General features: G+C 70.6%; 33 protein-coding genes. 24 read left to right on the top strand and 9 right to left on the bottom strand.

Annotated features, from left to right (window positions below):
- Together B7K22_RS05360 and B7K22_RS05355 are read left to right on the top strand one after the other, a co-directional pair.
- On the top strand, window positions 1–226 hold a 226-nt coding region (locus B7K22_RS05360; protein WP_159448768.1), incomplete at its 5' end, for an LPXTG cell wall anchor domain-containing protein.
- Between the two features lie 114 nt (window positions 227–340).
- Complete coding sequence (locus B7K22_RS05355; RefSeq protein WP_234983319.1) at window positions 341–733, top strand: SHOCT domain-containing protein; 393 nt, start codon at window positions 341–343, stop codon at window positions 731–733.
- On the opposite strand, the gene B7K22_RS05350 is transcribed toward B7K22_RS05355, so the two are convergent.
- The 3 genes from B7K22_RS05350 to B7K22_RS05340 are packed head-to-tail and all read right to left on the bottom strand — an operon-like array spanning window position 730 to window position 3,580.
- Window positions 730–1,782 carry a hypothetical protein gene (locus B7K22_RS05350; RefSeq protein ID WP_144276246.1) on the bottom strand — a complete coding sequence of 351 codons (1,053 nt, stop codon included), beginning with the start codon at window positions 1,780–1,782 and terminating at the stop codon, window positions 730–732. The two genes, B7K22_RS05355 and B7K22_RS05350, sit on opposite strands and share 4 nt — an antisense overlap.
- Complete coding sequence (locus B7K22_RS05345) at window positions 1,779–2,954, bottom strand: sensor histidine kinase (protein WP_084038949.1); 1,176 nt, start codon at window positions 2,952–2,954, stop codon at window positions 1,779–1,781. Before B7K22_RS05345 ends, B7K22_RS05350 begins: the two co-directional genes overlap by 4 nt.
- Complete coding sequence (locus B7K22_RS05340; RefSeq protein WP_200807366.1) at window positions 2,951–3,580, bottom strand: response regulator transcription factor; 630 nt, start codon at window positions 3,578–3,580, stop codon at window positions 2,951–2,953. Before B7K22_RS05340 ends, B7K22_RS05345 begins: the two co-directional genes overlap by 4 nt.
- Before the next feature lie 302 nt (window positions 3,581–3,882).
- Here B7K22_RS05340 and B7K22_RS05335 point away from each other — a divergent pair, with 302 nt between their 5' ends.
- Complete coding sequence (locus B7K22_RS05335; protein WP_144276245.1) at window positions 3,883–4,353, top strand: hypothetical protein; 471 nt, start codon at window positions 3,883–3,885, stop codon at window positions 4,351–4,353.
- Between the two features lie 45 nt (window positions 4,354–4,398).
- Here B7K22_RS05335 and B7K22_RS05330 read toward each other — a convergent pair whose 3' ends face one another.
- Together B7K22_RS05330 and B7K22_RS05325 are read right to left on the bottom strand one after the other, a co-directional pair.
- The gene (locus B7K22_RS05330; protein WP_084038946.1) at window positions 4,399–5,079 is read right to left on the bottom strand and encodes a septum formation family protein; all 681 of its coding nucleotides are present in this window, start codon (window positions 5,077–5,079) and stop codon (window positions 4,399–4,401) included.
- On the bottom strand, window positions 5,076–5,867 hold the full coding sequence (locus B7K22_RS05325) for an exodeoxyribonuclease III (protein WP_084038945.1): 792 nt from the start codon (window positions 5,865–5,867) through the stop codon (window positions 5,076–5,078). Before B7K22_RS05325 ends, B7K22_RS05330 begins: the two co-directional genes overlap by 4 nt.
- A 144-nt stretch (window positions 5,868–6,011) precedes the next feature.
- On the opposite strand from B7K22_RS05325, the gene B7K22_RS05320 reads away from it, so the two are divergent.
- From B7K22_RS05320 to B7K22_RS05275, 10 genes are all read left to right on the top strand, one after another.
- Window positions 6,012–6,776 carry an SDR family oxidoreductase gene (locus B7K22_RS05320; RefSeq protein ID WP_084039793.1) on the top strand — a complete coding sequence of 255 codons (765 nt, stop codon included), beginning with the start codon at window positions 6,012–6,014 and terminating at the stop codon, window positions 6,774–6,776.
- 98 nt (window positions 6,777–6,874) lie between these two features.
- The gene (pyrE, locus tag B7K22_RS05315; protein WP_084038944.1) at window positions 6,875–7,441 is read left to right on the top strand and encodes an orotate phosphoribosyltransferase; all 567 of its coding nucleotides are present in this window, start codon (window positions 6,875–6,877) and stop codon (window positions 7,439–7,441) included.
- Between the two features lie 55 nt (window positions 7,442–7,496).
- On the top strand, window positions 7,497–8,588 hold the full coding sequence (locus tag B7K22_RS05310) for a hypothetical protein (RefSeq protein WP_144276244.1): 1,092 nt from the start codon (window positions 7,497–7,499) through the stop codon (window positions 8,586–8,588).
- 63 nt (window positions 8,589–8,651) lie between these two features.
- Window positions 8,652–9,215, top strand: a complete 564-nt coding sequence (locus tag B7K22_RS05305; protein WP_084039791.1) for a LemA family protein — start codon at window positions 8,652–8,654, stop codon at window positions 9,213–9,215.
- Between the two features lies 1 nt (window position 9,216).
- On the top strand, window positions 9,217–9,963 hold the full coding sequence (locus B7K22_RS05300; RefSeq protein WP_084038942.1) for a hypothetical protein: 747 nt from the start codon (window positions 9,217–9,219) through the stop codon (window positions 9,961–9,963).
- Window positions 9,956–10,618, top strand: a complete 663-nt coding sequence (locus B7K22_RS05295) for a TrmH family RNA methyltransferase (RefSeq protein WP_084039789.1) — start codon at window positions 9,956–9,958, stop codon at window positions 10,616–10,618. Before B7K22_RS05300 ends, B7K22_RS05295 begins: the two co-directional genes overlap by 8 nt.
- Window positions 10,619–10,697: 79 nt before the next feature.
- Window positions 10,698–10,934 carry a toxin-antitoxin system YwqK family antitoxin gene (locus tag B7K22_RS05290; RefSeq protein WP_084038941.1) on the top strand — a complete coding sequence of 79 codons (237 nt, stop codon included), beginning with the start codon at window positions 10,698–10,700 and terminating at the stop codon, window positions 10,932–10,934.
- A 77-nt stretch (window positions 10,935–11,011) separates the two neighbouring features.
- Window positions 11,012–11,671, top strand: a complete 660-nt coding sequence (locus B7K22_RS05285; protein WP_200807365.1) for a metal-dependent transcriptional regulator — start codon at window positions 11,012–11,014, stop codon at window positions 11,669–11,671.
- Window positions 11,672–11,774: 103 nt separating this feature from the next.
- Entirely contained in the window at window positions 11,775–12,794 is a 1,020-nt protein-coding gene (gene fbaA, locus B7K22_RS05280) for a class II fructose-bisphosphate aldolase (RefSeq protein ID WP_084038940.1), read from the top strand.
- A 190-nt stretch (window positions 12,795–12,984) separates the two neighbouring features.
- The gene (locus B7K22_RS05275; RefSeq protein ID WP_084039786.1) at window positions 12,985–14,283 is read left to right on the top strand and encodes an adenylosuccinate synthase; all 1,299 of its coding nucleotides are present in this window, start codon (window positions 12,985–12,987) and stop codon (window positions 14,281–14,283) included.
- Between the two features lies 1 nt (window position 14,284).
- Here the strand turns inward: B7K22_RS05275 and B7K22_RS05270 are convergent, their stop codons facing one another.
- Window positions 14,285–14,599: a helix-turn-helix transcriptional regulator gene (locus tag B7K22_RS05270; RefSeq protein WP_084038939.1), complete on the bottom strand. Its 315-nt coding sequence runs from the start codon at window positions 14,597–14,599 to the stop codon at window positions 14,285–14,287.
- 250 nt (window positions 14,600–14,849) lie between these two features.
- On the opposite strand from B7K22_RS05270, the gene purD reads away from it, so the two are divergent.
- Window positions 14,850–16,121, top strand: coding sequence for a phosphoribosylamine--glycine ligase (purD, locus tag B7K22_RS05265; RefSeq protein ID WP_084039784.1), 1,272 nt, complete (start codon window positions 14,850–14,852; stop codon window positions 16,119–16,121).
- Window positions 16,121–17,017: a phosphoribosylaminoimidazolesuccinocarboxamide synthase gene (locus tag B7K22_RS05260; RefSeq protein WP_084038938.1), complete on the top strand. Its 897-nt coding sequence runs from the start codon at window positions 16,121–16,123 to the stop codon at window positions 17,015–17,017. The genes purD and B7K22_RS05260 overlap by 1 nt, the downstream gene beginning before the upstream one ends.
- On the opposite strand, the gene B7K22_RS05255 is transcribed toward B7K22_RS05260, so the two are convergent.
- Window positions 17,014–17,730: a trimeric intracellular cation channel family protein gene (locus tag B7K22_RS05255; protein ID WP_084038937.1), complete on the bottom strand. Its 717-nt coding sequence runs from the start codon at window positions 17,728–17,730 to the stop codon at window positions 17,014–17,016. The genes B7K22_RS05260 and B7K22_RS05255 overlap by 4 nt on opposite strands.
- A gap of 117 nt (window positions 17,731–17,847) precedes the next feature.
- On the opposite strand from B7K22_RS05255, the gene B7K22_RS05250 reads away from it, so the two are divergent.
- The 6 genes from B7K22_RS05250 (at window position 17,848) to B7K22_RS05225 (ending at window position 21,137) form a co-directional block, all read left to right on the top strand.
- Window positions 17,848–18,294 (top strand): septum formation family protein, encoded by a 447-nt coding sequence (locus tag B7K22_RS05250; RefSeq protein ID WP_084038936.1) that lies wholly within the window; start codon window positions 17,848–17,850, stop codon window positions 18,292–18,294.
- Window positions 18,295–18,372: 78 nt separating this feature from the next.
- A complete protein-coding gene (locus B7K22_RS05245) occupies window positions 18,373–18,849 on the top strand; it encodes a hypothetical protein (RefSeq protein ID WP_144276243.1) in 477 nt (158 codons plus the stop codon).
- Window positions 18,850–18,890: 41 nt separating this feature from the next.
- On the top strand, window positions 18,891–19,139 hold the full coding sequence (purS, locus tag B7K22_RS05240) for a phosphoribosylformylglycinamidine synthase subunit PurS (RefSeq protein ID WP_084038934.1): 249 nt from the start codon (window positions 18,891–18,893) through the stop codon (window positions 19,137–19,139).
- Window positions 19,139–19,840 (top strand): phosphoribosylformylglycinamidine synthase subunit PurQ, encoded by a 702-nt coding sequence (purQ, locus tag B7K22_RS05235; RefSeq protein WP_084038933.1) that lies wholly within the window; start codon window positions 19,139–19,141, stop codon window positions 19,838–19,840. Before purS ends, purQ begins: the two co-directional genes overlap by 1 nt.
- A 3-nt stretch (window positions 19,841–19,843) precedes the next feature.
- Complete coding sequence (locus B7K22_RS05230; RefSeq protein WP_084038932.1) at window positions 19,844–20,545, top strand: hypothetical protein; 702 nt, start codon at window positions 19,844–19,846, stop codon at window positions 20,543–20,545.
- Window positions 20,546–20,657: 112 nt separating this feature from the next.
- Window positions 20,658–21,137 carry an ASCH domain-containing protein gene (locus B7K22_RS05225; protein ID WP_084038931.1) on the top strand — a complete coding sequence of 160 codons (480 nt, stop codon included), beginning with the start codon at window positions 20,658–20,660 and terminating at the stop codon, window positions 21,135–21,137.
- A 30-nt stretch (window positions 21,138–21,167) separates the two neighbouring features.
- On the opposite strand, the gene B7K22_RS05220 is transcribed toward B7K22_RS05225, so the two are convergent.
- Entirely contained in the window at window positions 21,168–21,824 is a 657-nt protein-coding gene (locus B7K22_RS05220) for a dihydrofolate reductase family protein (protein ID WP_084038930.1), read from the bottom strand.
- A gap of 129 nt (window positions 21,825–21,953) precedes the next feature.
- Here B7K22_RS05220 and B7K22_RS05215 point away from each other — a divergent pair, with 129 nt between their 5' ends.
- On the top strand, window positions 21,954–22,532 hold the full coding sequence (locus B7K22_RS05215; protein WP_084038929.1) for a dihydrofolate reductase family protein: 579 nt from the start codon (window positions 21,954–21,956) through the stop codon (window positions 22,530–22,532).
- Here B7K22_RS05215 and B7K22_RS05210 read toward each other — a convergent pair.
- The gene (locus B7K22_RS05210) at window positions 22,514–23,611 is read right to left on the bottom strand and encodes an LLM class flavin-dependent oxidoreductase (protein ID WP_084038928.1); all 1,098 of its coding nucleotides are present in this window, start codon (window positions 23,609–23,611) and stop codon (window positions 22,514–22,516) included. The genes B7K22_RS05215 and B7K22_RS05210 overlap by 19 nt on opposite strands.
- Before the next feature lie 226 nt (window positions 23,612–23,837).
- Here B7K22_RS05210 and B7K22_RS05205 point away from each other — a divergent pair, with 226 nt between their 5' ends.
- Together B7K22_RS05205 and B7K22_RS05200 are read left to right on the top strand one after the other, a co-directional pair.
- Window positions 23,838–25,331, top strand: a complete 1,494-nt coding sequence (locus tag B7K22_RS05205) for a deoxyguanosinetriphosphate triphosphohydrolase family protein (protein WP_084038927.1) — start codon at window positions 23,838–23,840, stop codon at window positions 25,329–25,331.
- 170 nt (window positions 25,332–25,501) lie between these two features.
- Complete coding sequence (locus tag B7K22_RS05200) at window positions 25,502–26,494, top strand: GNAT family N-acetyltransferase (RefSeq protein ID WP_084038926.1); 993 nt, start codon at window positions 25,502–25,504, stop codon at window positions 26,492–26,494.
- Window positions 26,495–26,526 lie beyond the last annotated feature (32 nt).

Here is a 26,526-nt window from a genome sequence, read left to right as displayed (position 1 = left end):
GCAGACGCCGACCACGCCGTCCACGACCACCGCGGTCCGCACGCCGCACGCCACGCCCGATCAGCCGACCGTGAAGTCCGGCACCACCACGCACCAGCCAACCGGCCCCACCCACCTGTCACACACCGGTGCTGACTCCTGGGGCTGGGCCGCGGGCGCCGCGGGTCTGCTCACCCTGGGCGCTGGGCTGGTGATCGCGAGCCGGCGCCGCACGCTCGAGGACTGACCTGCCGGTCCTGACGTCGCGGGCTTCCCACCCACACGGGAGGCCCGCGACGCGCTAGTGTGCGGATAGTCCGCCGTTGTCCGAGACGGCGCCACATCAAAGGGAGCAATACCAGTGGACTTCTTCGCCAACTTCATCGACGTCCTGCTGTGGACCTTCTGGTTCATGATCATGATCGCGTTCTTCGTGGTCGTCATCCGCATCATCCTCGACATCTTCCGCGACTCGGACCTCAGCGGCTGGGGCAAGACCGGCTGGCTGATCCTGGTCATCCTCCTGCCCGCGCTCGGTGCGATCATCTACCTCTTCGCACGCGGCAAGGGCATGGCCGCCCGCGACGCCCAGGACGTCCGCGCGGTGCGCGATGCCCAGCGCGAGTACACGCGCGGCGTGGTCGAGGAGGTCGGCGGCTCCGCTGGTCAGATCAAGGCGGCCAAGGAGCTCCTGGACGCCGGCACCATCACGCAGGAGGAGTTCGACACCCTCAAGGCCAAGGCGCTCAGCTAGACGACTCTCGCGATCTCGTGCCCGTCGGGCGCGAGCGTCGTGCGGCGGACGTGCTCTCCTTCGGAGGCGACGATCGTCAGCGCGGTGCTCCGCCCGGCGGGCACGAGTCGTATGGTGACCGTTCCCGCACTCGCTGCCTCGAGGGCCGCTACGACCGCGCCGCTCAGCCGCTCGGCCGAGTCGCCGTCGGTCGGCAGCGAGCCGCGATCGTCAAGGATGGTCACGGCGACGCCCCGCGAACGTGCGCCCGCCGCAGCCTGCACGACCTCGGGAAGCATGAGCGAGCGCCCGCGCACTCCGTCGCGCAGCGCCGCCTCAGCGAGCCTGAATCGGGCGCGGTCGCTCGGCTCGAAAGGGCCGCCGGCTGCGATCTGCTCGAGCAGCGGGACCGCGAGCCGTGCGAGCTCGCCGGAGCGGGTGCGACGAATCTCCTCAGCAGCGGCCGACTCGGCCTGCTCCGCCGCGGCGGCGATCGATCGCCGCTCGAGCGACGCGATGCGTCGCCCTGTGCGCCGCAGCGCCGTGGCGAAGAGAGTGCCCACCAGGAGGATTCCCACGTGTGTGTTGAGCATCATCACGCCGGCGACCACGCCTCGCCCGGAGACGTGCGCCCAAGCGATCGTGATCGCAGCCATCGCGGCCATGCCAAGCCATGCCATGGCCGCGCGACGGCGCAGAGCGAGGAAGAACAGCAGCCACGTGTTCGACCCGAGGTGCCAGGTCGCTCGACCCAGCGACTCAGCGTCGGTGAGGTTGGTCGCGACGAGCACCGACGACACGATCACGACGGCGAGCACGGCGTTCGTGTCGCGCCGGGGGAAGGGGTCGGGGTGGGCGCGCGCGAGCAGCAGCCCCGCGAGGCTCACGATCAGCATCGCCGCGAAGGACTGCCAGGGATTGATGAGCACGTCCAGTGTCGCGACCGTGAAGATGGCGTTCGCCGCCACGAACAGGACGACCAGTGCACGCGCCGGGGTGGACCCGAGGTAGAGCAGGCTGGAGACGTCCGCCTCCGGCGGGCGCGGGCGAGCTGGGTCTCTCGTGCTCATGTCGCGCTCCAGGACAAGGCCACGCGAGTGCCGGCGCCGGGCGCCGAGTCCACCGCGCATCGGCCGCCAGGAATCGACTCCATCTTGCCGATCATCGACGCGCGAATGCCCAGTCGCGTCGGCCCCACGGCACGCGGGTCGAACCCGTTGCCGTCGTCGACGATCATGACGTGCACGCCGTCCTCCGAGACGACGGCTTCGACGCTCACGCGAGCGTGCGCTCCGGCGTGCCTGGACGTGTTCCGGAGCGCCTCGCTCAGAGCCTCCACGAACGCCGCGGCGACGGCGCTCGGGATCTCGCGCACGCCGGAGGCGGATGCGGAGGCTGCCGCGTCAGCCCGCAGGGCGGCCGTCGTCGATCGCAGCACCGCGGCGAGCTCGTCCGGGCCGTAGCCGGCACGCGTGGTGTCGGGGGCGGTGATCGATTGGACCGCGGCGAGGGCGTCTGCGGCGCGCGCGGCGACCGTCGGGTCGCGCTCGTCGTGGTCGGCCGCGAGCAGCACCGACATGATGTCGTCGTGCACGATCGCATTGATCCGGGCTCGCTCCCGCTCGCTCCGAGAGGCCGCAGCCGCGCTCATCGCCGCCTCGCGAGCATGCGCGGCGGCGGCGTCCTGCGCCTCACCCGCCTTGAGCACGGCCTGTGCGATCGCGGCGAGGAAGGAGCAGAACACCAGCGCGCCCACGCCGTCGAGCACGGAGGCCTCGACGCCCGTGTCGGACGCTGCGATCTGCACCGTGGAGACGAGCACGGCCTGCAGGATGGGCGCGACCCATACCCAGCGGGACTTCCACGTGATCGCGGCGATGGTGCAGCTGAAGGCGGTGACCCCCTGGATCCATGGGGTCGTCCCCGATGGCAGGGTGTCCACGCTCATCCCGGTGACCCACAGGACCTGGACCGCGACGAAACCGATCACCGACACCCAACCGATCGCCCGGCTCACGCGCAGCGATGCCAGCCTGGGAGTCAGGAGCAGCGTCATCGGCAGCAGCACTGCCACGGACAGCGCGAGCCACCAGTACCAGGGCTCGAGGGAGTCGCGCTGGGCGAGGAATCCGCTCGCGCCCGTGGCCATCAGCGCTCCGAAGACCAGGGCTCCGATGCCCGATGCGGTGTACAGGGCGCGCTGAAGTCGGTCGCGGGCGGACTCGGTCGACAGCGCGCTCACTCGAGGATGCCGTCCTCGATGGCGCGTCGATAGAGATCGACGCGTGAGGCCGCTGCGCGACCCACCGCCTCATACTTGCGCCTGATCGACTTCACATAGTCGGCGACGGTGGTGCGGGAGATCCCCAACGCGACGGCGACGGACACGGCGGTCTCCCCCGACGCGTACATGCTCAGCACCTCCTGCTCCCGCTCCGTGAGGCGTGCGTCAGCGAGGGCGGCATCGGCGTCGATGGCGGCGGCCCAGTCAGCGTTGAAGACCGCGTCCCCGCGCACGGCTGTGCGGATCGCCGCGAGCAGCTCGCCCGGGTCGGAGGACTTGCGTACGAGCCCCAGCGCTCCCGACCGGGCAGCCGACTGCACGAGCGCACGATCCTCGGCGCCGGTGTGGATCAGGACGTATGCGCCTAGGCGGTGCAGGGCGGCGACATTCGTGGCAGGGTCGGATCCGTCCGCGAGCCTGAGGTCCAGCACGACGAGCGCAGGCGGTGGGTCGACGTCGACGAGCTCGTCGACCGTCCCGACGATCGCGATGAGCGAGAGGTCGGGCGCTCCGTCGACGAGGGTCTCGAACCCTCGTGCGACCAGGGCATGGTCCTCGACGAGTGCGATGCGATGCGGCTCCACCGCGACCCCTCTCCCTGGCCACCAACCCTGCCGCCACCCTAGCGCTCCCGCGTCCCCGGATGGCATAGCCTGCCCGTCCCTCGCGCGTCGGCTCGTCGCGAAAAGTTCACCTTGACCCCCCACAAGTGGGGATACCGCGCGCGGAGGTGACGTGGCAGTCTCGAGATCGAGGCAGAGGGGGTTCGCCCTCCTTGCCGCGAAGCCCGGGAGGGGGGCCGATGCACTGGTCGGCGGAGGAGTTCGTCCTAGTCATCACTGGCCTCCTGTTCCTGGTAGTCGTGGCATCCTCTTTCCTCTCCAGGGTGGAACTCACCCCGGTTTCGCGAACGGCGTTTGCCATCGGCGCCGTCGCCTTCACCGGGGCAGCCGCACTTCTGGCGAGGATCGAGGACGTCCTCTTTCCGGCCCTGCTCTGGGCGGCTCCCGCGGTTCCGTTGCTGATCCTCGCCGTGATCGCGAGGGACGCGCGACGAAAGGTCGCGCCTCCCGTCACGGGCGGCCAGGGCGTCCGGCGCGCGTCGACGCTCGCCGCTGCCGAGGACACGCCGGCCAGCAGGGCGCTCGCAGCCCGCGCGCAGAGCCCGCGCTCCACCGAGCACGAGCTCGCCCAGATCGCATGGCGTCACGCGCACCTGCGAGCAGCCGTCGCGGCCAACCCCGCGACGCCCGCCGCCGTGCTCGAATGGCTCGCCACGCACGGCGATCCCGAGATCAACGCGGCCATCGCCGGGCGCGCGAGCCGCTCGCCCGGTCCGGCCCCGTCGTTGGCCTGAGCCCGACGGCGAGCCGGCGCGCCGCCGCACGGGTAGCCGACGGCCTCAGGTCTCCTGGCCGCTCACGGGCTCGTCGTCGACCTCCCCGGTAGCGTCGGGTCCCACGCGGCCCTCGACGGCCTCGTCGAGGACCAGGATGCACAGCGCCCGCTTGTCATCGCGGTGCCACGAATCCTCGGTAGGAACCCATGCCACCCAGGACGAGCCGTCGGGACCGACGCCGTCCATGCGCGTCGCGCACGCGCCGAGCGACCGCTCCGCGATCGCCTGGTCCCCAGGGAACCTCGCCTCGGCGAAGTCGATCTCGGAGATGACCTCACCCTCGTGAGGCTGCTCGCAGTCGACCACGCTCGCCTTGCCCACCGAGCCGTCGTCGCCGACCGTCTCGAGACACATGCCCGGCACGAGCGACGTCGCGGGCAGGTCGCCGGTCGCGCCCGGCTCCGCCGGCTCCAGCGACGTGCCCTGCCAGTCGAGGGCGACCGACCACGAGATGCCGATCAGCAGCGCGACGCCCGCAGCGATGCCGGTCCATGCCGCGATCGCCATCGCCGGGCCGGCCTTGCGGGCGGTCGTGGTGGCGCCTGGGGGCCGCTGGCGGCGCGGCGCGGAGTGGTCCGCTACCGACGTGTCCCCCGCTGGCGCGGCGCTGGCCGCAGCGTCGGAGCGACGGTCGGGTCCGTCGGGCGCGGTGAATCCTCCGGGCGGGGCGAACTGGTCGCTCACAGGGCGCCGATCTCAAGCACCACGGGCACGTGGTCGGAGGCGCCCTTGCCCTTGCGCTCATCGCGCTCGATGGTCACGGCGGTGGTCGCCGCAGCGAGGGGGGCCGACGCGTATGCGAAGTCGATCCGCATGCCCTCGTTCTTGGGAAAGCGGAGCTGCTTGTAGTCCCAGAAGGTGTACCGCCGCTCGTCGGGAACGAAGGTGCGCGACACCTCGGTGTAGCCGGCGTCAGCGATGGCGCGGAACGCCTCGCGGGACTCCGGCGTGACATGGGTTTCTGCCTCGGAGTCCTCCTCCGACCAGATGTCCGTGGTGAGCGGTGCGACGTTGAAGTCCCCGACGAGTGCCGTGGGCGCATCCGCCCACTCGACTGCCGCCTGGCCGAGGGTGCGCAGGAACTCGAGCTTGTACGCGTAGTGCGGGTCGCTGAGGCCGCGGCCGTTGGGGACGTAGAGGCTCCACACGCGCACGCCGCCCGCGGTGGCGCCCAGCGCGCGGGCCTCGACGATCGGGTCCTGGCCGGGCTTGCCGAACGCGGGCTGGCCGGGGAACGAGGTCTGGACGTCGGCCAGGCCCACGCGGGAGGCGATCGCCACGCCGTTCCACTGGTTCAGCCCGTGAATCGCGAGCTCGTAGCCGGCCGCCTCGAACGGTTCACGAGGGAACTGCTCGGGCTTGCACTTGATCTCCTGCATCGCCAGCACATCGGTGTCCGATCGCTCGAGCCAATCGATCACCCGCTCGGAGCGGGCACGGATGGAGTTGACGTTCCACGTGGCGAGGCGCATGCCCCCACGCTACCCGTCCTCGCCGCGCGCGAGCGGGGCCCGAAGCGCCGGTTCCAGTGATGAGGGAGCGGCGCGCACGGCCCGCCAGGAGGGCCGATGCGCCGGCTGGCCCGGCATCGACGTCACCGCACGTACGCTGAGGCCATGGCGACAGCATTGATCACCGGAGCAAGCCGAGGGCTCGGCGAGGAGTTCGCGTGGCAGCTCGCGACAGCCCGCCACGATGTGGTGCTCGTGTCCCGCAGCGGCGATGAGCTCTCCGAGCTCGCGAACACCATCCGAGGTGCCGCAGGAGTCGAGGCTGAGGTGCTGGTCGCCGACCTCGCGCAGGCGGATGGGCTCGCCGCCGTGTCCGAGCGCGTGGGCGATCCGGATCGCCCCATCAGCCTGCTCGTGAACAACGCGGGCTACGGCCTGGGCAAGGGCGTCCTCGACTCGACGTGGGAGGAGGAGAAGGCGGCGCTCGACGTCCTCGTGGCGGCCCCGCTGTGCCTCGCTCAGGCGGCCGCGAAGTCCATGACCGCGCGCGGCCACGGCGCCATCCTGAACGTCGCCTCCATCGCCGCGCTGCTGTCCAACACCACGTACGCGGCGCACAAGCGGTGGATCGTCGAGTTCACGCACGCGCTCGCGGGACAGCTCGACGGCACCGGGGTGACGGCGACCGCCGTGCTGCCGGGACTGGTGCGCACCGCCTTCCACGACGCCGACGAGCTGGCTCACATGCGCGACGAGTACCCCGACTATGCGTGGCTGGAGCCCGAGCAGGTGGTGACGTCCGCGCTCGCTGCCGTGCGCCGCAAGGCCGTGACGGTCACGCCGTCCGTGCGCTACGCCACCGGCGCCAGCCTGCTGCGCCTCGCGCCGCGCGCCCTCACCCGACGCAGCCGGTCGATCAGGGGCGACTGAGCCTGCGCATCGGCCCTCCTGGTGGTCGGTTCTCGCTCATCTAAGGTCTTGGATGAGCGAATGGGGCCCAACTCGCGCACGAAGATAGGCTGGCGCCCATGACTTCCGGCACGCCTCGCGAGCAGCTGCGCGACCTCATCAAGGAACTGGCCGTGGTCCACGGCCGCATCACCCTCGCCTCCGGCAAGGAGGCGGACTACTACGTCGACCTGCGCCGCATCACCTTGCACCACCGCGCGGCACCTCTCGTCGGCCACGTGCTGCTCGACCACCTCGAGGAGAGCGGCCATGGTCCCGCCGATGTCGACGCCGCGGGCGGCCTGACGCTCGGCGCGGACCCCGTCGCGACGGCGCTCATGCACGCGGCCGCGAGCCGAGGCCTCGACCTCGACGCGTTCGTCGTGCGCAAGGAGAACAAGGCCCACGGCCTCCAGCGGCGCATCGAGGGCCCTGACATCGCCGGCCGTACCGTGGTCGCGGTGGAGGACACGTCGACCACGGGGGGCTCGGTGCTGACGGCGGTGGAGGCCATCCGCGAGGCCGGAGCAACTGTCGCCGCAGTCGCCGTGATCGTGGACCGTGACACGGGCGCGCGGGAGAGGATCGAGGCGGAGGGCCTGCCGTACCTGTCGCTGTTCGGCCTCGCTGATCTCGGCCTCGCCTGACCGACCCCTTCACGCACGCCTGGCGCGCCGCTAAGGTGGCGCCATGCTGCGCCGAATGAGGGGTCGAGCGGTGGGCGTCGCATGGATCGTCGCGGGCGGCGCCCTCATCGTGCTGGGCGCGGGCCGTGCGTGGATCATCATCGTCGGCGTGATCGCGACGGGCGCGGGAATCGCGTGGTCCGCCGTCGACGCCGTGCGGGCGGCGCGCATGCGCGACGAGTACGCGGCCTTCGCCGCCGCGCACGGCTGGGACTTCGTGGGCACCTCCAACGAGTACGGGGGGCGGTTCCACGCCTACCCTTTCGCCAGGGGCGTGCGGCGCCGCCAGGAGTCGGTGGTGCGCGGCGACTTCTCGGGCGTGCGGTGCGCGTCCTTCGCCCAGGTCTATGAGGAGCGCACTGACGGCGACGGGGACGCGACCGTCACGACGGCGCATCACGTCACCCTCGCCGAGCTGCCCGTCAGGCTGCCGCGGCTCGACATCGTGCCCGAGACGCTCGCGGCTCAGGTGGCGAAGACGCTCGGCGGTGGTGACGTCGACGTCGAGTCCCACGCCTTTAACACCGAGTGGCGCGTGATCGCCGACGACCCCCGCTACGCCCATGCCGTGCTCGACCCGCGGATGATCGAGCGCCTTCTCGCCCCCGACGCTCTCGGAGCACCCATCCGCATCGAGGGCGGTGCCGTGTACACGTGGACACCTGGCCGCCAAGGGGCGAGCGGTCTTGCCAGGCGCCTCGCGGTGGTCGCGGGGATCGCGCGACGCATCCCGCCGCACGTGCTGCGGGAGTTCCGCGACCGCGGGCACGGCGTGCGCGATGGCATCGCGGAAGGTGCCCCGGGGTGGGCGACAGAGCCCGGGGCATTGACGTCGCGGCGTCCCACGGACCTGGCGGCGCAGGCGGGGTGGACGCCGTTGCCGGTGGAGAGCGGTGGGCTCGGCCGCGGCACGGCATCGGTCGACGGTGGCGGCACGCACGACTCCAGCGCGCCAATGGCCGACGCACGTGCGCCCCGCGAGACGTCACCACCGCTCGTGGGTCCCGCCTGGGCGACGGAGTCAGGGGCTCTCACCGCGGGCCGCTACACGGGCGTGGGTGTCGATGCCGACGGCGACGGCGTGGAGGACTGGAAGCAGATGCGTTAGCCGGCGAGCGCGCATCGGAGCGCTAGGGTCGTCTCACATCGGGTGAACTGGAGGGTGGTCGCCGTGGTCGAAGTGTTTCTCATCGTGCTAGCAGCGCTGGTCGTCATCGCCATCGTGTGGTGGATCGTGCAATACAACGCGCTCATCAAGCTGCGCAACCTTGTCCAGGAGTCGTGGCGCCAGGTCGACGTCGAGCTGCAGCGTCGCCATGACCTCATCCCCAATCTGGTCGAGACGGTCAAGGGCTATGCCGCGCATGAGAGCCAGACGCTCGAGGAGGTGACGCTCGCGCGCAACGCGGCGGCCGAGCCGGGGTCATCCCACGTCCAGCAGGCGGCGCAGGAGAACGTGCTGACCTCCGCGCTCGGGCGGCTGTTCGCCGTCGCCGAGGCCTACCCCGATCTCAAGGCGGACCAGAACTTCCTGCACCTGCAGGGCGAGCTCACCAACACCGAGGACCGCGTCGCGGCCGGTCGTCGCTTCTTCAACGCCAACGTGCGCGCCCTCAACACCAAGGTCGAGACCTTCCCCGTCACCCTGGTCGCCCAGTCGGCTGGCATCGGGCGCGAGGACTACTTCGAGGTGGTCGATCCCGGCACTCGCGAGGCGCCGAGCGTCCAGTTCTGACATGAGCGCGCTCGATGGTGCGGTGAAGGTCGTCCAGTTCGGCTGGATCGTGCTCTTCACCCTTGCCATCGTCGTGGGCATGATCGTGATTCACCGCCACCAGAAGGCGGCGCCGATCGACGAGCGCGAGCCCGAACGGAACCGGATCGCTCGGGCAGCAGCGTCCCGAGGCTGGTCGTATGCCGCCACAGGGTCGCCCATCACCTACGGATTCTCCTCCCCGCCCTTCGACCAGGGGGAGCTCCGGCGTGTCTTCGACGTCGTGAACGGAGGCGGCGCGGCATGGCCGTTCACTGCGTACACGTTCCGGGTCGCACGACCCGATCCGAAGGGACCGGGCGAGGACACCCTCGACTGGCGCGTCCTCACCACGTCCCTGCCGGGGCCGACTCCTCTCATGGTGCTGTCGCCAGGAACCGTTGCCGCACGGTTTCTCGGCGCCGGGGTGCTCGAAACCGGGGCGCATGACGTTCTCGTCGAGTCGCATGCCTTCAACGATCGATGGCGGGCAGGCGCGGACGATGAGGCGGTCGCGCACGCCGTTCTGGCACCCACCGTGATCGCCGCGCTGAGCGCTGCGCCTGCGAGCATCGTCAGCGTCATCATCGAGGACTCGACGCTGGTGCTGGTCGGGAGGGCGCCCGGCGGCGATCTTCGATGGGTCGACGAGTGGCTGCCGACCCTCGAGTCCGTGCGCAGCGGCATCCCGGACTTTGTCTGGGACTGGCAGCGTGATCCGCGTGGCTGATGCCGGTGTTCCCGGGGACTCAGGTGATGTGCTCCCGCACGGAGTGGGGCCATGGCCGGGAGAGGCGGACGCCTGGCCGGCGGACCCCCGGCTGGATCCGGAGCTGCTGCGCGACGGCGACCGCCGCAATGTGGTCGATCGCTACCGCTACTGGCGACACGAGGCGATCGTGGCCGACCTCGACCAGCGCCGGCATCCGTTCCACGTCGCCATCGAGAACTGGCAGCACGACTTCAACATCGGCTCGGTGGTCCGGACCGCCAACGCGTTCGCGGCCCGCGAGGTCCACATCATCGGCAACCGACGCTGGAACCGGCGCGGGGCCATGGTGACCGACCGCTATCAGCACGTCCGTCATCACCCGAGCTTCGAGGAGTTCGTCGCCTGGGCGAATGGCGCGGGCCTCGACGTCATCGGCATCGACAACCTGCCGGGCTCGGTCCCTCTCGAGACGGCGGCGCTGCCGCGCAGCTGCGTGCTGGTGTTCGGTCAGGAGTCCGTGGGCCTGTCGGACGCCGTGCGCGAGGTGGCCGATGCGACTCTGGCCATCGCGCAGTATGGTTCGACGAGGTCCATCAACGCTGGCGCGGCCGCAGCGATCGCGATGCACGCCTGGATCTGCGAGCACGGCGACATCGCCGCCGGCCACGGCTGACAGACCCACACGCCAGCGGCTCGCACGACGCGCCAACCCAGGTGCCCGTATTCTTGAACCTTCGATGAGGAGGCGCGGGATGTCCATCGACGACAAGGATCTCGAGCCGTTCGAGAAGCTCCACGCCGACGGCTCGATCTGGGCGCGCGGCCAGCTGCACGAGGGCACCGAGCACGGCTACTGGGAGTTCTTCCGCAAGGACGGCACGATGATGCGGTCGGGCACCTTCGACCACGGAGCCCAGGTGGGCGAGTGGACCACCTACGCCAAGGACGGCACGCCCTACAAGGTGACGCGGATGGGTCCCGGGGCCTGACGCGCCCGCCGTCACTATGCTCGTGCGTAGGAGGCGGCCTGTGCTCAGGTCGAGCACGGCACCGCGGGGAGCAGGCGTTGGCAACTGACACGACCATCGAGGACTACCTCAAGGCGATCTGGAACGCAGGCGAGTGGTCCGATGCGCCGGTGACGGTCAGCGTGCTCGCCCAACGCCTGAGCCTGTCGCCGTCGTCGGTGTCGGAGCTGGTGCGCAAGCTGGCGGATCGGTCGCTCGTCACTCACGTGAGGTACGGCTCGATCTCGCTCACCGACGAGGGCCGGGCGATCGCACTGGCGACCGTGCGCAAGCACCGACTCATCGAGACGTTCCTGGTCGAGTACCTGGGCTATGGCTGGGATGAGGTCCACGACGAGGCGGAGGTGCTCGAGCACGCCGTCTCCGACGGCTTCGTCGAGCGACTGGCCAGCAGGCTCGGAGAGCCGACTCACGATCCTCACGGCGACCCGATCCCTGCAGCGGACGGCAGCCTCCCCGACAGCCCGCAGGTCTCGCTTGACCAGGTCGTCGAGGGCGAGCGGGTGCGGATCGCCCGGGTCTCCGATGACGACCCGGAGCTGCTGCGACACCTTGTCGACGTCGGCGTGGGAATCGGCGCCGAGGTGGAGCTCGTCGCGCGACGCCCAGCGGTGGGCACCGTCGAGGTCCGGCTCGATGGCGCACCCGTGGCGCTCGGGCTGACGGCGGCCTCGGTGATCCTCACCGAGCCCGCCTGACCAGCCTGGAGTGGGTCGAGGCGCAGGGGCAATGACGGACGCACCCCACATCTGACAGAATGGACGGCGGTTCCCTTCCCCTCTTCACGACCAGGAGACACATATGGCCATCGCCACCGTTGAGTCGTACTCCGCGATGCTGGACGCCGCCAAGGCGGGCAGCTACGCGTTCCCCGCGATCAACATCACCTCGTCCTCGACCGTCACCGCCGCCATCCAGGGCTTCGCGGAGGCCGAGTCGGACGGCATCATCCAGGTCTCCGTCGGTGGCGGCCAGTACGCCTCCGGCTCCACGATCAAGGACCAGGTCGTCGGCTCGCTCGCGCTCGCGGCCTACGCTCGCGAGGTCGCCGACTCGTACGGCGTGACCATCGCGCTGCACACCGACCACTGCCACAAGACGTACCTCGACAACTGGCTCAAGCCGCTGCTCAAGATCGAGGCGGACAAGGTCGCAGGCGGCGGCTCGCCCATCTTCAACTCGCACATGTGGGACGGCTCGACCGTGCCGATGGACGAGAACCTCGCCATCGCCGAGGAGCTCCTCGAGCTCTCGCAGGCGGCGCGCACGATCCTCGAGATCGAGATCGGCGTCGTGGGCGGCGAGGAGGATGGCCACTCGGCCGAGATCAACGACAAGCTCTACTCGACCCCTGAGGACGGCATCGCGACAATCGAGAGGCTGGGCCTGGGCGAGAAGGGTCGCTACATGACGGCGATGACCTTCGGCAATGTGCACGGCGCGTACAAGCCTGGCGCGGTGAAGCTGCGTCCCGAGATCCTGGGCGACATCCAGAAGGCAGCCGCCGAGAAGTTCGGCAAGGACAAGCCGTTCGACCTGGTCTTCCACGGCGGCTCGGGCTCGACGGCCGAGGAGATCGCCACCGCGGTCGGCCACGGCGTCATCAAGATGAACATCGACACGGACACCCAGTACGCGTACACGCGCCCCGTGGTGGACCACATGATGCGCAACTACGACGGCGTGCTCAAGGTGGACGGCGAGTGGGGCGACAAGAAGTCCTACGACCCGCGCGCCTGGGGCAAGCTCGCCGAGGCGGGCATGGCTGCCCGCGTGGTCGAGGCCTGCCAGCAGCTCGGCTCCGCTGGGAAGAAGATCTGACGCTTCGGCGTCAGGCGGAAGCCCCGGGGAGTCGCCAGACGCCCCGGGGCTTCGCTACGCACGGGCCGGCGCCCGCTCGACTGGGCATGGCCTGTCCAGGTGACGGGCGCATCGGCCGATAACAAGACGGGGCGAACGCCCCGCTGACACCAAGCCCCCGGCCAGGACCGGGGTGAGGGGAGTGGGCGAGATGCCCGGAGTGGTGATCGTCGGAGCCCAGTGGGGCGACGAGGGCAAGGGCAAGGCCACCGACGTGCTGGGAAGCCGCGTCGACTATGTGGTGAAGTTCAACGGCGGCAACAACGCCGGTCACACGGTGGTGATCGGCGACCAGAAGTTCGCGCTGCACCTGCTGCCTTCCGGCATCCTCACGCCGGACGTCGTGCCGGTGATCGGCAACGGCGTGGTGGTCGACATCTCGGTGCTCTTCAGCGAGATCGACGCGCTCATCGAGCGTGGTGTCGACCCGTCCAAGCTGCTGATCTCGAACGCGGCTCACGTGATCGCTCCGTACGCACGCACCCTCGACAACGTCACCGAGCGCTTCCTGGGCAAGCGCAAGATCGGCACCACGGGCCGCGGCATCGGACCCGCGTACGCGGACAAGATCAACCGCCTCGGCATCCGCATGGGCGACCTGTTCGACGAGCAGCTGCTGCGCGACAAGATCGAGGGCGCCCTCGAGCAGAAGAACCACCTGCTGGTGAAGGTCTACAACCGCCGCGCCATCACGGTCGACGAGGTCGCCGAGGAGCTGCTGCAGTACCGCGAGCGCCTCGAGCCCATGGTCACCGACACGTCGCTGGTTCTCAACCAGGCGCTCGACCGCGGCGAGACCGTGCTGTTCGAGGGGGGCCAGGCGACCATGCTGGACGTGGACCACGGCACCTACCCGTTCGTGACGTCGTCGTCCGCCACCGCGGGCGGCGCCTCGACCGGCTCCGGCGTGGGACCCACGCGGATCGACTCCGTGATCGGCATCGTCAAGGCGTACACGACCCGCGTGGGGGAGGGCCCCATGCCTACCGAGCTGTTCGACGAGAATGGCGAGTTCCTGGCGCGCGTGGGACACGAGTTCGGCACCACGACGGGACGTCAGCGCCGATGCGGCTGGTACGACGCGGTCATCGCTCGCTATGCCGCTCGGGTCAACGGGCTCACGGACCTGGTCCTCACCAAGCTCGACGTGCTGACGGGGCTCGAGGAGATTCCGGTGTGCGTCGCCTACGAGGTGGACGGCGTGCGTCACGAGGAGCTGCCGCAGGACCAGGCCGCCTTCGCCGCCGCGACGCCGGTGTACGAGTACCTGCCCGGCTGGTCCGAGGACATCTCGGGCGCTCGCGAGTTCTCCGACCTGCCTCAGACCGCGCAGGACTATGTGCTCGCGCTCGAGAAGATCTCGAACTGCCGGGTGTCCGCGATCGGGGTCGGCCCCGGCCGCGACGAGATCATCGTCAACCACGACCTGCTGCACGCCCGCGGCGAGTAGTTCACGGCTTACCGAGGGTGCTGATCCACATGGCTACGACATCGGCGGAGCCAGGCTGGAACCGGTAGTGGCGAGTGGCTCCGAACGGAGTCACCGTCACCAGGCCGGCGCCGCGCAGCACGCTCAGGTGCTGCGACGCGCGTGCCTGGGAGATGCTCCACGCGCAGCGCGTTGACGCATTGAGGTCCATGGCTTCCGCGCCGTCGTGCCTGAGCAGCTCGAGCAGGTAGCGTCGCGTCGGGTTCGCGAGCGCGTGGATGACCCTGTCCAGCTCGGCCAAGCTCGTCAGGCCGTCGTCGACGTGTCGAGGCGCCATGACTGTCGACCGTGGCGGTCGAGAACGTTCGTGGAGAGTTGTCCACAGGCTCGCGCAGCGGGTGGAGGTGGCACTCCCTTCTCGCCGTTTCACTCGAGAGTGAAATGCCCGAAAGGTGAGTCCACCCGGACTCGACGCGAGTGTGGCCGGTCAGCGTCGACGCCGAGACCGGTCACACCACGGGGTTCACCGTTGAGGAGACCTTCATCGGCGAATCCTGCTGATCTTGCGCGTCGCTAGACTCGCCACCGTGAAGGTACTGATCGTCGGCTCCGGGGCCCGCGAGCACGCGCTCGCCCGCTCCCTCCACCTCGACCCGAGCGTCACCGAGCTCCACGCCGTCCCCGGCAACCCTGGCATCGGCGCTCTGGCGACGCTGCACTCGCAGGACCCGAACGACGGCGTGGCGATCGCCTCCCTCGCGGTGAACGTGCGAGCCGACCTGGTGGTCGTCGGGCCGGAGGCGCCGCTGGTCGCAGGTGTCGCGGACGCGGTCAGGGAGGTGGGCATCGCGTGCTTCGGCCCCACCGCTGCGGCCGGGATGCTCGAGGGCTCGAAGGCCTTCGCCAAGGAGATCATGGCGGCGGCCGAGGTGCCCACCGCCGAGCCGCGAGTGTGCATCACCCCCACAGAGCTGGCCGCGGCGCTCGCCGAGTTCGGCGCCCCGTATGTCGTGAAGGACGACGGCCTCGCGGCGGGCAAGGGGGTGGTCGTCACCGACGACCTCACGCAGGCGACCGAGCACGGCGAGGCGATCATCGCGGCCGGCGGCACCGTGGTCATCGAGGAGTACCTCGACGGCCCCGAGGTGTCGCTGTTCTGCATCTGCGACGGCGCGACCGTGGTGCCGCTCCAGCCCGCCCAGGACTTCAAACGCGCGTTCGACGGAGACCAGGGTCTCAACACCGGCGGCATGGGTGCGTACAGCCCGCTGCCTTGGGCGCCGCCGGGCTTGGTCGAGGAGGTCGTGCAGACCGTCGCGCAGCCCACCGTGGACGAGATGGCTCGCCGCGGCACCCCGTTCCAGGGCGTCCTGTACTGCGGTCTCGCGCTCACGTCCAAGGGGCTGCGGGTGGTCGAGTTCAACGCTCGGTTCGGCGACCCGGAGACGCAATCGGTGCTGGCGCGCCTCAAGACGCCCCTGGGCAAGGTGCTGCTCGCCGCGGCCCAGGGCAGGCTCGCTGAGCTCCCGCCGCTCGAATGGAGTGAGGACGCGGCGGTCACCGTGGTGCTCGCCTCCCACGGCTACCCGGAGAGCGCACGCTCGGGCGATGTGATCACCGGCATCGACGAGGCCGAGGCCGTGGACGGTGCTCACGTGCTGCACGCCGGGACCGCGACCAACGACGCGCTCGAGCTGGTGAGCGCGGGCGGCCGGGTGCTGTCAGTGATCGGGCGCGGCGCGAGCCTGGCCGATGCTCGGGCGACGGCGTACGAGGCGCTGTCGCGCATCGGCCTCGCGGGTTCCCACCACCGCACCGACATCGCCCTCGCGGCGGCGACGGACCAGGCCGACTCCTGATGCCCGGCCACGTGATCGAGCCCACCGCGCCCGAGGTGGACGGATGGCGGCACGTCTACTCGGGCAAGATCCGCGACCTGTACGAGCCCGTGGACCCGCACCCGCGGGGCGACGTGGTGCTGGTGGTGGCGTCCGACCGGATCAGCGCCTACGACTGGGTGCTGCCCACGGAGATCCCCGGCAAGGGAGGGGTGCTCACGGCTCTCAGCCTCTGGTGGTTCGACCGGCTGCGGGACATCGTCCCCGACCACACCGTCGAGGCACCGGTGCCGGTCGCGGTGGAGGGCCGGGCGATGGTCTGCCAGCGGCTCGACATGTTCCCCGTGGAGTGCGTAGCACGGGGATACCTCACGGGCTCGGGCCTGGTCGAGTACCGGGAGCTCGGGACGGTGTGCGGCATCGAGCTGCCCCCTGGCCTCACGGACGGCTCGCGCCTGCCCACTCCCATCTTCACGCCTGCCACCAAGGCGGAGGTGGGCCTGCACGACGAGAACGTGAGCTTCGAGAAGGTGGTCGCGGAGATCGGCGAGGAGGACGCGGCCGCGCTGCGCGACCTCACCCTCGCCGTCTACGAGCGCGCTCGGGACATCGCCGCCGACAAGGGCATCATCCTGGCCGACACCAAGCTCGAGTTCGGCCGAGATGGCGAGGGGCGCATCGTCCTCGCCGACGAGGTGCTGACGCCGGACTCGAGCCGGTTCTGGCCAGCGGACACGTGGGAACCGGGGCGCGCGCAGCCCAGCTTCGACAAGCAGTTCGTGCGCGACTGGCTCACGAGTGCCGAGAGCGGCTGGGACAAGGCGTCGGACACGCCGCCGCCGGCGCTGCCCGCGGACGTGGTCGAGCGCACCCGCCAGCGCTACCTCGAGGCGTACGACAGGCTCGCGAAGAACTAGGCGGACTCGCGCGGCTCGTCGTGCGCAGTGAGATCCACCGGCTTCCCGCCGATGGTCGGCACGCCCCACCCGAAGCGCAGGGAGCCGATGCGCACCGCGAGCACCACGACGATCGGCACCCAGAACACGACATGGCGAGGGACGTCGAGCCAGAGCAGCAGCGCGTACGACGCCGCCCCGGCGAGCGCTGCGGTGGCATAGAACTGGCCGTTGCGGAAGACGTCCGGCACGTCATTGGCGAGCATGTCGCGCACCACGCCGCCGCCCACGCCGGTGATGACGCCCATGACGGCGGCGGTGATCGCGGAGGCGCCGGAGTCCAGCGCGATGCCCGTGCCGACCACCACGAAGACCGCGAGCCCGGCCGCGTCCGACAGCTGCACGATCCGGTAGCGGTCGAGGCGGTCCGGCGGATGCCACCGCGCGAGCAGCGCCACGATCAGCCCTACCGCCGCGGCGACGAGCAGGAAGGATGGGCTGACCATCCAGAACACGGGCTCGTCGAGGAGCACGTCGCGCAGGGTTCCGCCGCCGACGGCGACGATGCAGGCGAGCACGATCGCTCCGACCACGTCCATGCGCTTGCGGCCGGCCGCCACGGCCCCCGAGATCGCGAAGGCGACCGTGCCGATGTATTCGAGCGCGGTTCGCAGGGTCCCGAGCGCCGAGTCGACGATGTCCGGCGTCGAGGCGGCCTGAACCCATGCGCTCATGGCCGCCAGCGTAGCCGCCCGCACCCCCGATGAAAGGCCGATGAGGATGGCGTCTGACGCGGCCCGCGACTGCTATCTTGATCCCGCCGACTCCGGCGAAGACGAGGGGGAACATCCATGAGGACGCTCATCACGGCCACTGCGGCATCAGTGCTCGCGCTGTCCGGCTGCTCCATGCTGGGACTCGGGGCCGTGAACGTCGAGGAGCTGCAGGTCTCCGTGGGCGAGTGCGTGATCGAGCCGACCGTCGCGCAGGAGGGCGAGGGCGAGGTCGGCGCGCTGGACACGGTCGACTGCGCGCAGCCTCACCATGGGGAGGTCTACTCCACGCACGAGCTCACCGACGAGTCGTACCCCGCGGACATCGACACTCAGGCGGACGCCGTCTGCTACGACAGCTTCGAGGCATACGTCGGTGTGCCATATGACGAGTCCCGGTACTACTACAGCGTGACGTACCCCTCGCCGGAGACCTGGGATGCAGGTGACCGTCAGGTCGCGTGCTTCGTCGTCGGCGAGGAGGGCGAGGAGCTCACCGGTTCCGTCCAGGGGGCATCCGCCTAGTCGGCACCCAACGCTCGGCGCGGCTCGTCCGTCCTCCCTGCGGCGGCGCTCGACGTCGCCCGGGAAGGGAGAGGGACGATGCGCGCGCTGGGTGTCGCTGTGGCGTTGAGTGGAGTGGTGCTCGCCGGGTGCGCGGCGGCTGGGAACGGTCCGGCCGGTCCGATCGACTGGGACGAGGAGCTCGACCTCGGAACACCCGGCGAGGTGGTGCACACCGTCGCGGGCGTCGAGTACTACCCGGCGTGCGGTAACGAGACGCTGATCGCTGGCGACACGACCTACTACCCGTTCACGCCCGCCAACACCTGGGACTTTCCCCAGAGCGAGGCGAGCGGTGTCGCACTCTCCGCCATTCCTGGTGACGCGAACCTTGGCTTCGCCCGCGCATCGGCGCTGCGTCCTTCTCACCTGCGCACGGTGGTCGCCCCTGAGCCCGGCGACGACACCGGCACGCTGGTCGTGTACGCCAACGGCTTCGCGCACTGGTCCTCGGACAACGGCGAGCTCGCGACATGGCTCACGACCACGGAGATCGAGTACGCCTGGGTGTGCTGACGGACGCCCGCGCGCTGGCGCGCTCCCGGTAGACTCGCACCATGCCCACGATCGTCGTTCACGTGATGCCCAAGCCCGAGATCCTCGACCCGCAGGGCAAGGCCGTCGGCAACGCCCTGCCGCGTTTGGGATACGAGGGCTTCGCCGCGGTTCGCCAGGGCAAGCGCTTCGAGCTCACCGTCGACGGTGACGTGACCGAGGAGATGCTCGGCAAGGCTCGCGAGGCCGCCGAGACCATGCTGTCGAACCCCGTGATCGAGGACGTCGTCGCCGTCGAGGTGGCCGACTGATGGCGCGCATCGGGGTCGTCACCTTCCCCGGCTCGCTCGACGATCGCGACGCTGCACGCGCCGTGCGCCTGGCCGGCGGCGAGGCCGTCAACCTCTTCCACGCGGACGAGTCGCTGCAGGACGTCGACGCCGTCGTCCTACCCGGCGGGTTCTCCTACGGCGACTACCTTCGCGCGGGTGCCATCAGCCGCTTCGCGCCCATCATGGAGCGCGTTGTCGACGCCGCGCGCGGCGGCATGCCCGTGCTCGGCATCTGCAACGGCTTTCAGGTCCTCACGGAGGTGCACCTGCTGCCGGGGTCGATGATCAAGAACGAGCATCTCCACTTCATCTGCCGCGACCAGGTCCTGCGTGTCGAGAACGCGGACACTGCGTGGAGCTCCGACTTCGAGCAGGGCCAGGAGATCACCATCCCGCTCAAGAACCAGGACGGCCAGTACGTCGCCGACGAGCGCACCCTCGACGCGCTCGAGGCCGAGGATCGCGTCGCGTTCCGCTACGTGGGATCCAACCCGAACGGCTCGCGCCGCGACATCGCCGGCGTGACCAACGAGCGGGGCAATGTCGTGGGCCTCATGCCGCACCCCGAGCACGCCGTCGAGCCCGGCTTCGGTCCGGACTCGATCCTCAACGGCCGGCGCGGCACCGATGGGCTGGGCTTCTTCACCTCGGCGATCTCGAGGCTGGTCGCCACGGGCTGAGACATGACGCGTCGCGAGAAGGTCATCGGCACCGTTGCCGAGGCACTGCCTGAGCCACAGGGCCGCCCCGTGCTCGTCGCGATCGACGGCCCCGACGCGTCGGGAAAGACCATCCTGCGCCGCGAGCTCGCGGCGTGGCTGCGCAAGCGCGGCCGCGACGTGGTCGAGGCGAGCATGGATGACTTCCATCACCCCGCCGAGCACCGGTACCGCCAGGGCCGCACCTCCGCGCGCGGCTTCTGGGAGGACAGCTTCGACCACGGGGCCTTCATCGCCAAGGTGCTCGACCCGCTCGGGCCTGGCGGCGACCGGACGGTGACACTGCGCCACCACGACCTCGACTCCGACGAGCTGGTGGAGGACGTGCCGTCGTTCTCGGTGGGCGACGACGTGACGCTGCTGGCCGACGGGCTGTTCATGCAGCACCCGGGCCTCGCGGACCGATGGGACGCCGTGATCTGGGTCGAGGCGCCCTTCTCCGTGCGGTTCGACCGCATGGTCGAGCGCGACGGACTCGTGCGAGACCCCGAGGACCCGATCCAGCGGCGGTACTTCGATGGCCAGCTGATCTACCGCTCCGAGGTGGGACCGCGTGAGCGCGCGCTCGTCATCCTCGACAACACCGACCCCGCGCGCCCGCGAATCCTGCCGCGCGCGGGAGATCAGGCGGCGCCGCGGACCGCGCTGGGCCTCAAGGGCTCGTGATCGTCGAGTCGGAGCCTGCGCGATCACGCGAGCGGCTCACGCGGATGGGCGCCTCAGGCACGCGCCCGGTGCGCCAGGGACGGCCCAGCGCACATTCGCAGGGTGGCTCGGAGTGACGAACGCTGCTGTCACCGCGTTCTGGGCCGCGCGCCGCTCGGAGGATCCTGCGCTCCCCGAGGCGCTCCCCGAGGTGTGGGCGTTCGGCGCGACGCCCGAGCATGCGGACGGCCTGCTCGCCTTGGTGCTCGAGGGCGCCAAGACCGGCACGGCGAGCTCCCTGTGGGACCTCGAGCACACCGGCGAGGCCATCCCTGCAGTCGGTGACCTCAGCATCATCCTCGACGGTGCGGGGGTGCCGCGAGCGCTGCTCGAGACCACTCGCATCGAAGTCGTCCCGTTCGGTGAGGTCGATGCCGAGCACGCCGCGAGCGAGGGCGAGGGCGACCGCACCCTCGCGCACTGGAGGGCCGTGCACGAGCGCTACTGGCGCGAGCACTCCGACAGCCCGCGCGGCTTCGAGCCGGACATGCCCGTGATCTGCGAGCGGTTTCGCCTGCTGTATCCCGCCCAGGGGACCTGCCCGGGGGACTGAGCGCACCAGCCAGCCCGAGCATCGGCCCTGCTACGAGGCCGCCTCGCGCTCGAAGGTGAGGTGCGTGACGCCGCTGGGCGCGGTCTCGGACTCGACCCGGTAGCCGGCCTCGAGGCCACGCAGCCCCTGCCATAGCCACTCGCCGCGACCCAGCAGGATCGGCACCATGGCGACGTGAAGGCTGTCGACCAGCCCCTCGCGCAGGAAGGCCCGCACGGTGGTCGGACCGCCGCCGATGCGCACGTCACCGCCGCTGGCCAGCTCCTTCGCCCGTGCCAGAGCATCGCGTGGCGTGGCGGAGAGGAACTCGAAGCGGGTGCCGTTCTCGAAGTGGATCGGAGGCCGCGGCGCATGCGTCAGGACCAGCACGGGAACGCGGAACGGCGGCTCCTCGCCCCACCAGCCGCGCCAGCCGGGATCGTCGCCGTGCAGGTGGAGACCGAACATCGCGGCGCCCATGATCTCCGCACCCAGGTCCTCGAAGTAGCGAGCGGCGTAGCGGTCGTCCACGCCCGTGGTGCCAGATCCGTCCGCCATGTGCAGCACGCGCTCGCGGAACGTGCGCGTCGCCACGTAGTCCGCTGTGAGGCGTCCCCAGTCGTCGCCGAAGGGGTTGTTCGGCGTCTGATCGGTGGTGGTCGCGAACCCGTCGAGCGAGATGTTCAGGTCCACGCGGACGCGGGTCATCGGCAGCTCCTCTCCGGTCCCTGCTAGGTGAAGCATCTCACCTGCGCACGGCCGGCGCACGGCCGGGCCTCCCCGCGCACGTCGCCGCCGACGGCCGTACCATCACAGGCAGGGGGAGGAGGGTGTGCCATGCGCCGTGTCACCTATTCGATGGGCCTGTCCCTCGACGGCTACATCATGGACGGCGACGGCCGATTCGACTGGTCGGAGCCTTCGCCCGAGGTGTTCGCGTTCCACATCGAGGAGATCCGCCGCGTCGGCGTGCACCTGCTCGGTCGGCGCCTCTACGAGACGATGGCCTACTGGGACGACCCTGCCGTGGCCGCATCGTTCGGCGATGCCGAGCGCGAGTGGGCGGAGCTGTGGAACCCGCTGCCCAAGGTCGTGTTCTCGCGGACCCTCAAGGAGGTGGACGCATCGGCTCGGCTCGCGACCGGAGGGCTCGTCGAGGAGGTCGAGCGCCTGCGCGCCGAGCCTGGAGGTGAGACTGACGAGCATGGCGACATCGCCATAGGCGGCGCTGACCTCGCCACGCAGGCCGCCGGGCTTGGTCTCATCGACGAGTACCAGCTGTTCGTCGATCCCGTCCTCGTGGGCGGTGGCACGCCGTTCTTCGCTCACGACGGGCGCCGCGAGGACCTCGAACTGGCCGAGAGCCGCACCTTCCAGTCCGGCACGGTGTTCCTGCGCTACCGCGTGTCGCGGTGACCGTCGCCGGTCCGTCCTCGTAGAGCCGATGCTGGAGCGGGCCCCGTATGCGCGCCGGCGAGCCGGTCTCGCAGCTCGGCGAGGGCGTAGAAGGTGCGGTGATTGAAGTCCGCGCCCAGCTGATTGGGGATCGTCACGAGGACGGTGTCCGCCGACTGGACCGCAGCATCGTCGCGCAGCTCCGCCTCGATCTTGTCGAGGTCGCCCACGTACGTCTTGCCGAACGTCGCGATGAAGTTGTCGATCTCGCCCACCTGGTCGCGGTTGGCGCCCATGAGGTCACGCTCGAGAGTGGTGCCGAAGTACATCCGGGTCTCGTCGTCGATGATGGGCATGATCGAGCGCGAGATCGAGACGCGCGGGGTGCCGTCGTGGCCGGCCTCGGACCACGCCTCGCGGAACGCGTCGATCTGTCGCGACTGGATCACGCCGAGCGGCTCACCGGTGCCGCCTTCGACCAGCGTGGATGACATCAGGTTCATGCCCAGCTCGCCGACCTTGCGGGCGGACTCCTCGCCACCGGCGCCGTACCAGATGCGGTCGCTGAGGCCGGGGGACTGGGGTTGGATGGGCAGACGCTCGCCCGCACGCCCGTGTGCTCGCGGCCCAGGCAGCGCGATGCCGGCGCCCGAGATCGCCTCGCGGAACCTCGCGATGCGCTCGGCGGCGTCCTCGACGGGAAGCTTGCCCACGGGAAGCGGGTAGCCGAACTCACCGGGGCCGTCGGCGGCGGGCTCTGGGCTGCCGCGGCTCACTCCCAGTTGGAGCCTGCCGCCGGCGATGAGGTCGGCAGTGGCTGCGGCCTCCGCCATGTACAGCGGGTTCTCGTAGCGCATGTTGATGACGCCGGTGCCGAGCTCGACGCGCTCGGTGCGTGCGCCCATGGCGGCGAGCAGCGGGAACGGCGAGGACGTGTTCTGCTCGAAGTGGTGGATGCGGATCCACGCGCCGTCCATGCCGGCATCCTCGGCGGCCTCGGCAAGCGCGATGGTGTCATGCATGAGGTCGCCCGCGGTCCGGACCTTGGAGCCCGGCGCGGCGGAGAACCACCCGAAGCTCAGGAAGCCGATGTTGATCATGGGCACGGAACGTCAGGTCTGTCGGGCGGATTCCCCCGCGCGCGGGATCTGCCGCATCGCTCGTGTACCGAACTCACAGACCAACTGGCGCCCGTGGCGTCACCCACGCGGCCGGGAGGCCGGTCGTGCGCAGTCGATCTGCGAGTTCGTGTCGCGGCTGGGGCGATGGGGGAGGGCAGCGGCGTGCGAGGGCGCCGCGAGGGGCCGATGCGCCAGGATGGGGGGCATGACAGACGCCGATCCCCGCCTCGCCCGGCGCGCACCCGAGGAGCTGGACGAGTTCCAGCTGGCGGAGAGCAGGCCGGACTACCGCGTCGACATCGAGCGCATCCGCTTCTCGCCATACTTCTCGCGCCTGTCCGCCGTCACCCAGGTCATCTCGCAGTCCGGCGCCGGCCTCGCGGTGCACAACCGGCTCACGCACTCGGTGAAGGTGGCGGCGGTCGCGCGCGCGATCGCGATGCACCTGCACCGCGACACCGGACCCGTGGGCACGCTCGTGGGACAGCTGGGCGGCTGCGACCCGGTGGTGGTGCAGGCCGCGGCGAGCGCCCACGACGTGGGCCACCCACCGTTCGGCCACCTGGGCGAGCGGGCGCTCGACCGGCTCGCGCGCGACCGCTTTCGCCTTCGCGAGGGCTTCGAGGGCAACGCGCAGACGTATCGCATCCTCACCCGGCTCGACGAGCACGACACCGCCGGCGTGGGGCTGAACCTCACGCGGGCGGTGCGAGCAGGCGTGCTCAAGTACCCGTGGCTGCGCGGCCAGGGAGGCGACAGGCGCGGGGCCGGCAGCCGCAAGTTCTCGATGTATGTGATCGACGCGGCGGACGGCCTCGACGCCCTGAGCGCCTACCCCCAGATCGAGGCAGGTCAGCAGACGCTCGAGTGCTCGGTGATGGACATCGCCGATGACATCGCCTATTCGCTGCACGACCTGGACGACTTCTACCGCGCGGGGCTGCTCAACCAGGCGACCATCGCGGGCGAGTTCCGCGAGTGGGGGCGCGAGCTCGCCGACATCCGCGCTCTCGACACCGCGACGCTGCGCGACACCAGCCGCTCGCCCGGTCACTCTCTCGAGCTGCTGTGGCGCCGCCTCGAGGAGCGCGACCCCTGGATCGCCGATGCCGACGCGTTCGACGCCGCCGTCGAGAAGGTCACCGAGGAGGTCGTCGAGGGGCTGCTCACGGTGCCGTTCGACGGCTCCCTTGCGGCGGACCGGTCGCTCGCGGGCTTCACGACCACGTGGATTCGCCACCTCCAGTCCTCGATCGAGGTGCATCGTGAGCCCGCGCATCGCTCGGGCCACGTGTCGCTCGACCGCACCGCCTGGCACGAGGTCGCGGTGCTGAAGTTCCTGCACGAGCGCTTCATCCTCGACCGGCCCGACCTGGCCGTCTACCAGCGCGGCCAGGCGAGCGTGCTGGAGAGGCTGGTCGACGGCTTCGCCGCATGGCTCGACGACCCGCACGATGTCCGCCGCGCCCCCCGCCGCCTGCTCGACCTGGTGGACCTCGCCACCGAGGACTACCTGACGGTGCGTCGCGAGAGGCCGGAGGCCCTGCCGGACGTCGACGAGGAGGAGCTGCGCCAGCGCGCCATCGGTCGGGGTGTGATCGACTACGTCGCGGCGCTCACCGACGCCCAGGCCACCCACCTTGACGCGCTCCTCGCGGGGACGACCGAGCGGCTGTGGGACGCGGGCCAGGGCCTCTAGCCCTCTTGTCCCGCCGGACATCCCGCGCCACCTCCTGCGCTGCCCCGTGCGCGAGTTGGGCCCAACTCGCTCGGCTAAGGCCGTCGATGAACCAGAATCGACCACCAGGAGCGGAAGCCGGGGGCCGGACGTGAACCCAGCCCGCGCATCGGCGCTTCTAGGATGACGCCATGCTCACCGTCCGCCGCGTCCGTGCCGACGACGCCCATGCCCACGCGCTGTGGAAGGCGCAGGAGCGCGACCTCGCCGAGCGCTACGACGAGCCTGACCTGGTCCTCGAGACCGTCTTCCCGACGCTCGTGGGCTCCTGGGTGGGCTACGCGGAGGACGGCGCTCCTGTCGCCTCGATCGTGGCCCGGTGGTCACCGTACGCGGAGTCGCTGCCCGGCGACGTCGAGCTGAAGCGGCTCTGGGTCGACCCCGTCCACCGCGGCCTCGGGCACGCGCGGGTGATGCTCGGCGTCGCGGAGCAGGCCGCGCGGCGCGCCGGCGCGACCCGGCTCATCCTCGAGACCGGCACCGGGCAGCCGGAGGCGATGGCGCTGTACGAGTCGTCGGGCTGGATCGCGATGGAGCCGTACGGCGAGTACCGTGACGAGCCGGACTCGCGGTGCTACCAGCGCCACCTCGCGACGCGGGTCCTGATCGTGAACGGCACGATGGGCGCGGGCAAGACCACCGTCGCTGCGGCTGTCCACGACCTGCTGGCCGAGCGCGGCGCGCACTCCGGCTACGTCGACGCCGACCTGCTGTGCCAGGCGGAGCCCCGCCAGGACGCCGACCCCTTCAATCAGAGGCTGCTGTTCGCCAACCTCGCCGCGATCGCGCCCAACTACCGCGACGCAGGCTTCGGGCTCATGGTGCTGCCGCGCGTGGTCGAGGATCCCGAGGACCGGGAGCGGTACGCACGCGCCTTCGCGGATCCCGTGGCCGGCCCGGCCGAGGTCACGGTGGTGCGCGTCGACGCTCCGGAGGACGTTCGGCTCGCGCGACTGACCGCGCGCGAGCCCGAGGGCTACTGGCAGGACTTCGCGCACGCCCGGACGGTCGAGCTCGACGCGGTCCTACGGTCGCTCGACCTGGACGATGCGGTGGTCGACAACGCCGGCGACCGCGACCGGCTGGTCGTGGCCGCCGAGGTGATGGACGCCGCGGGCTGGTAGCCACGCGCCCCTCCCTCCCCTCCCCGCGGAGT

The sequence above is a fragment of the Demequina sp. NBRC 110053 genome, from assembly GCF_002090095.1.
GTDB lineage: Bacteria > Actinomycetota > Actinomycetes > Actinomycetales > Demequinaceae > Demequina.
This window is presented reverse-complemented; position numbering and strand designations above follow the sequence as displayed.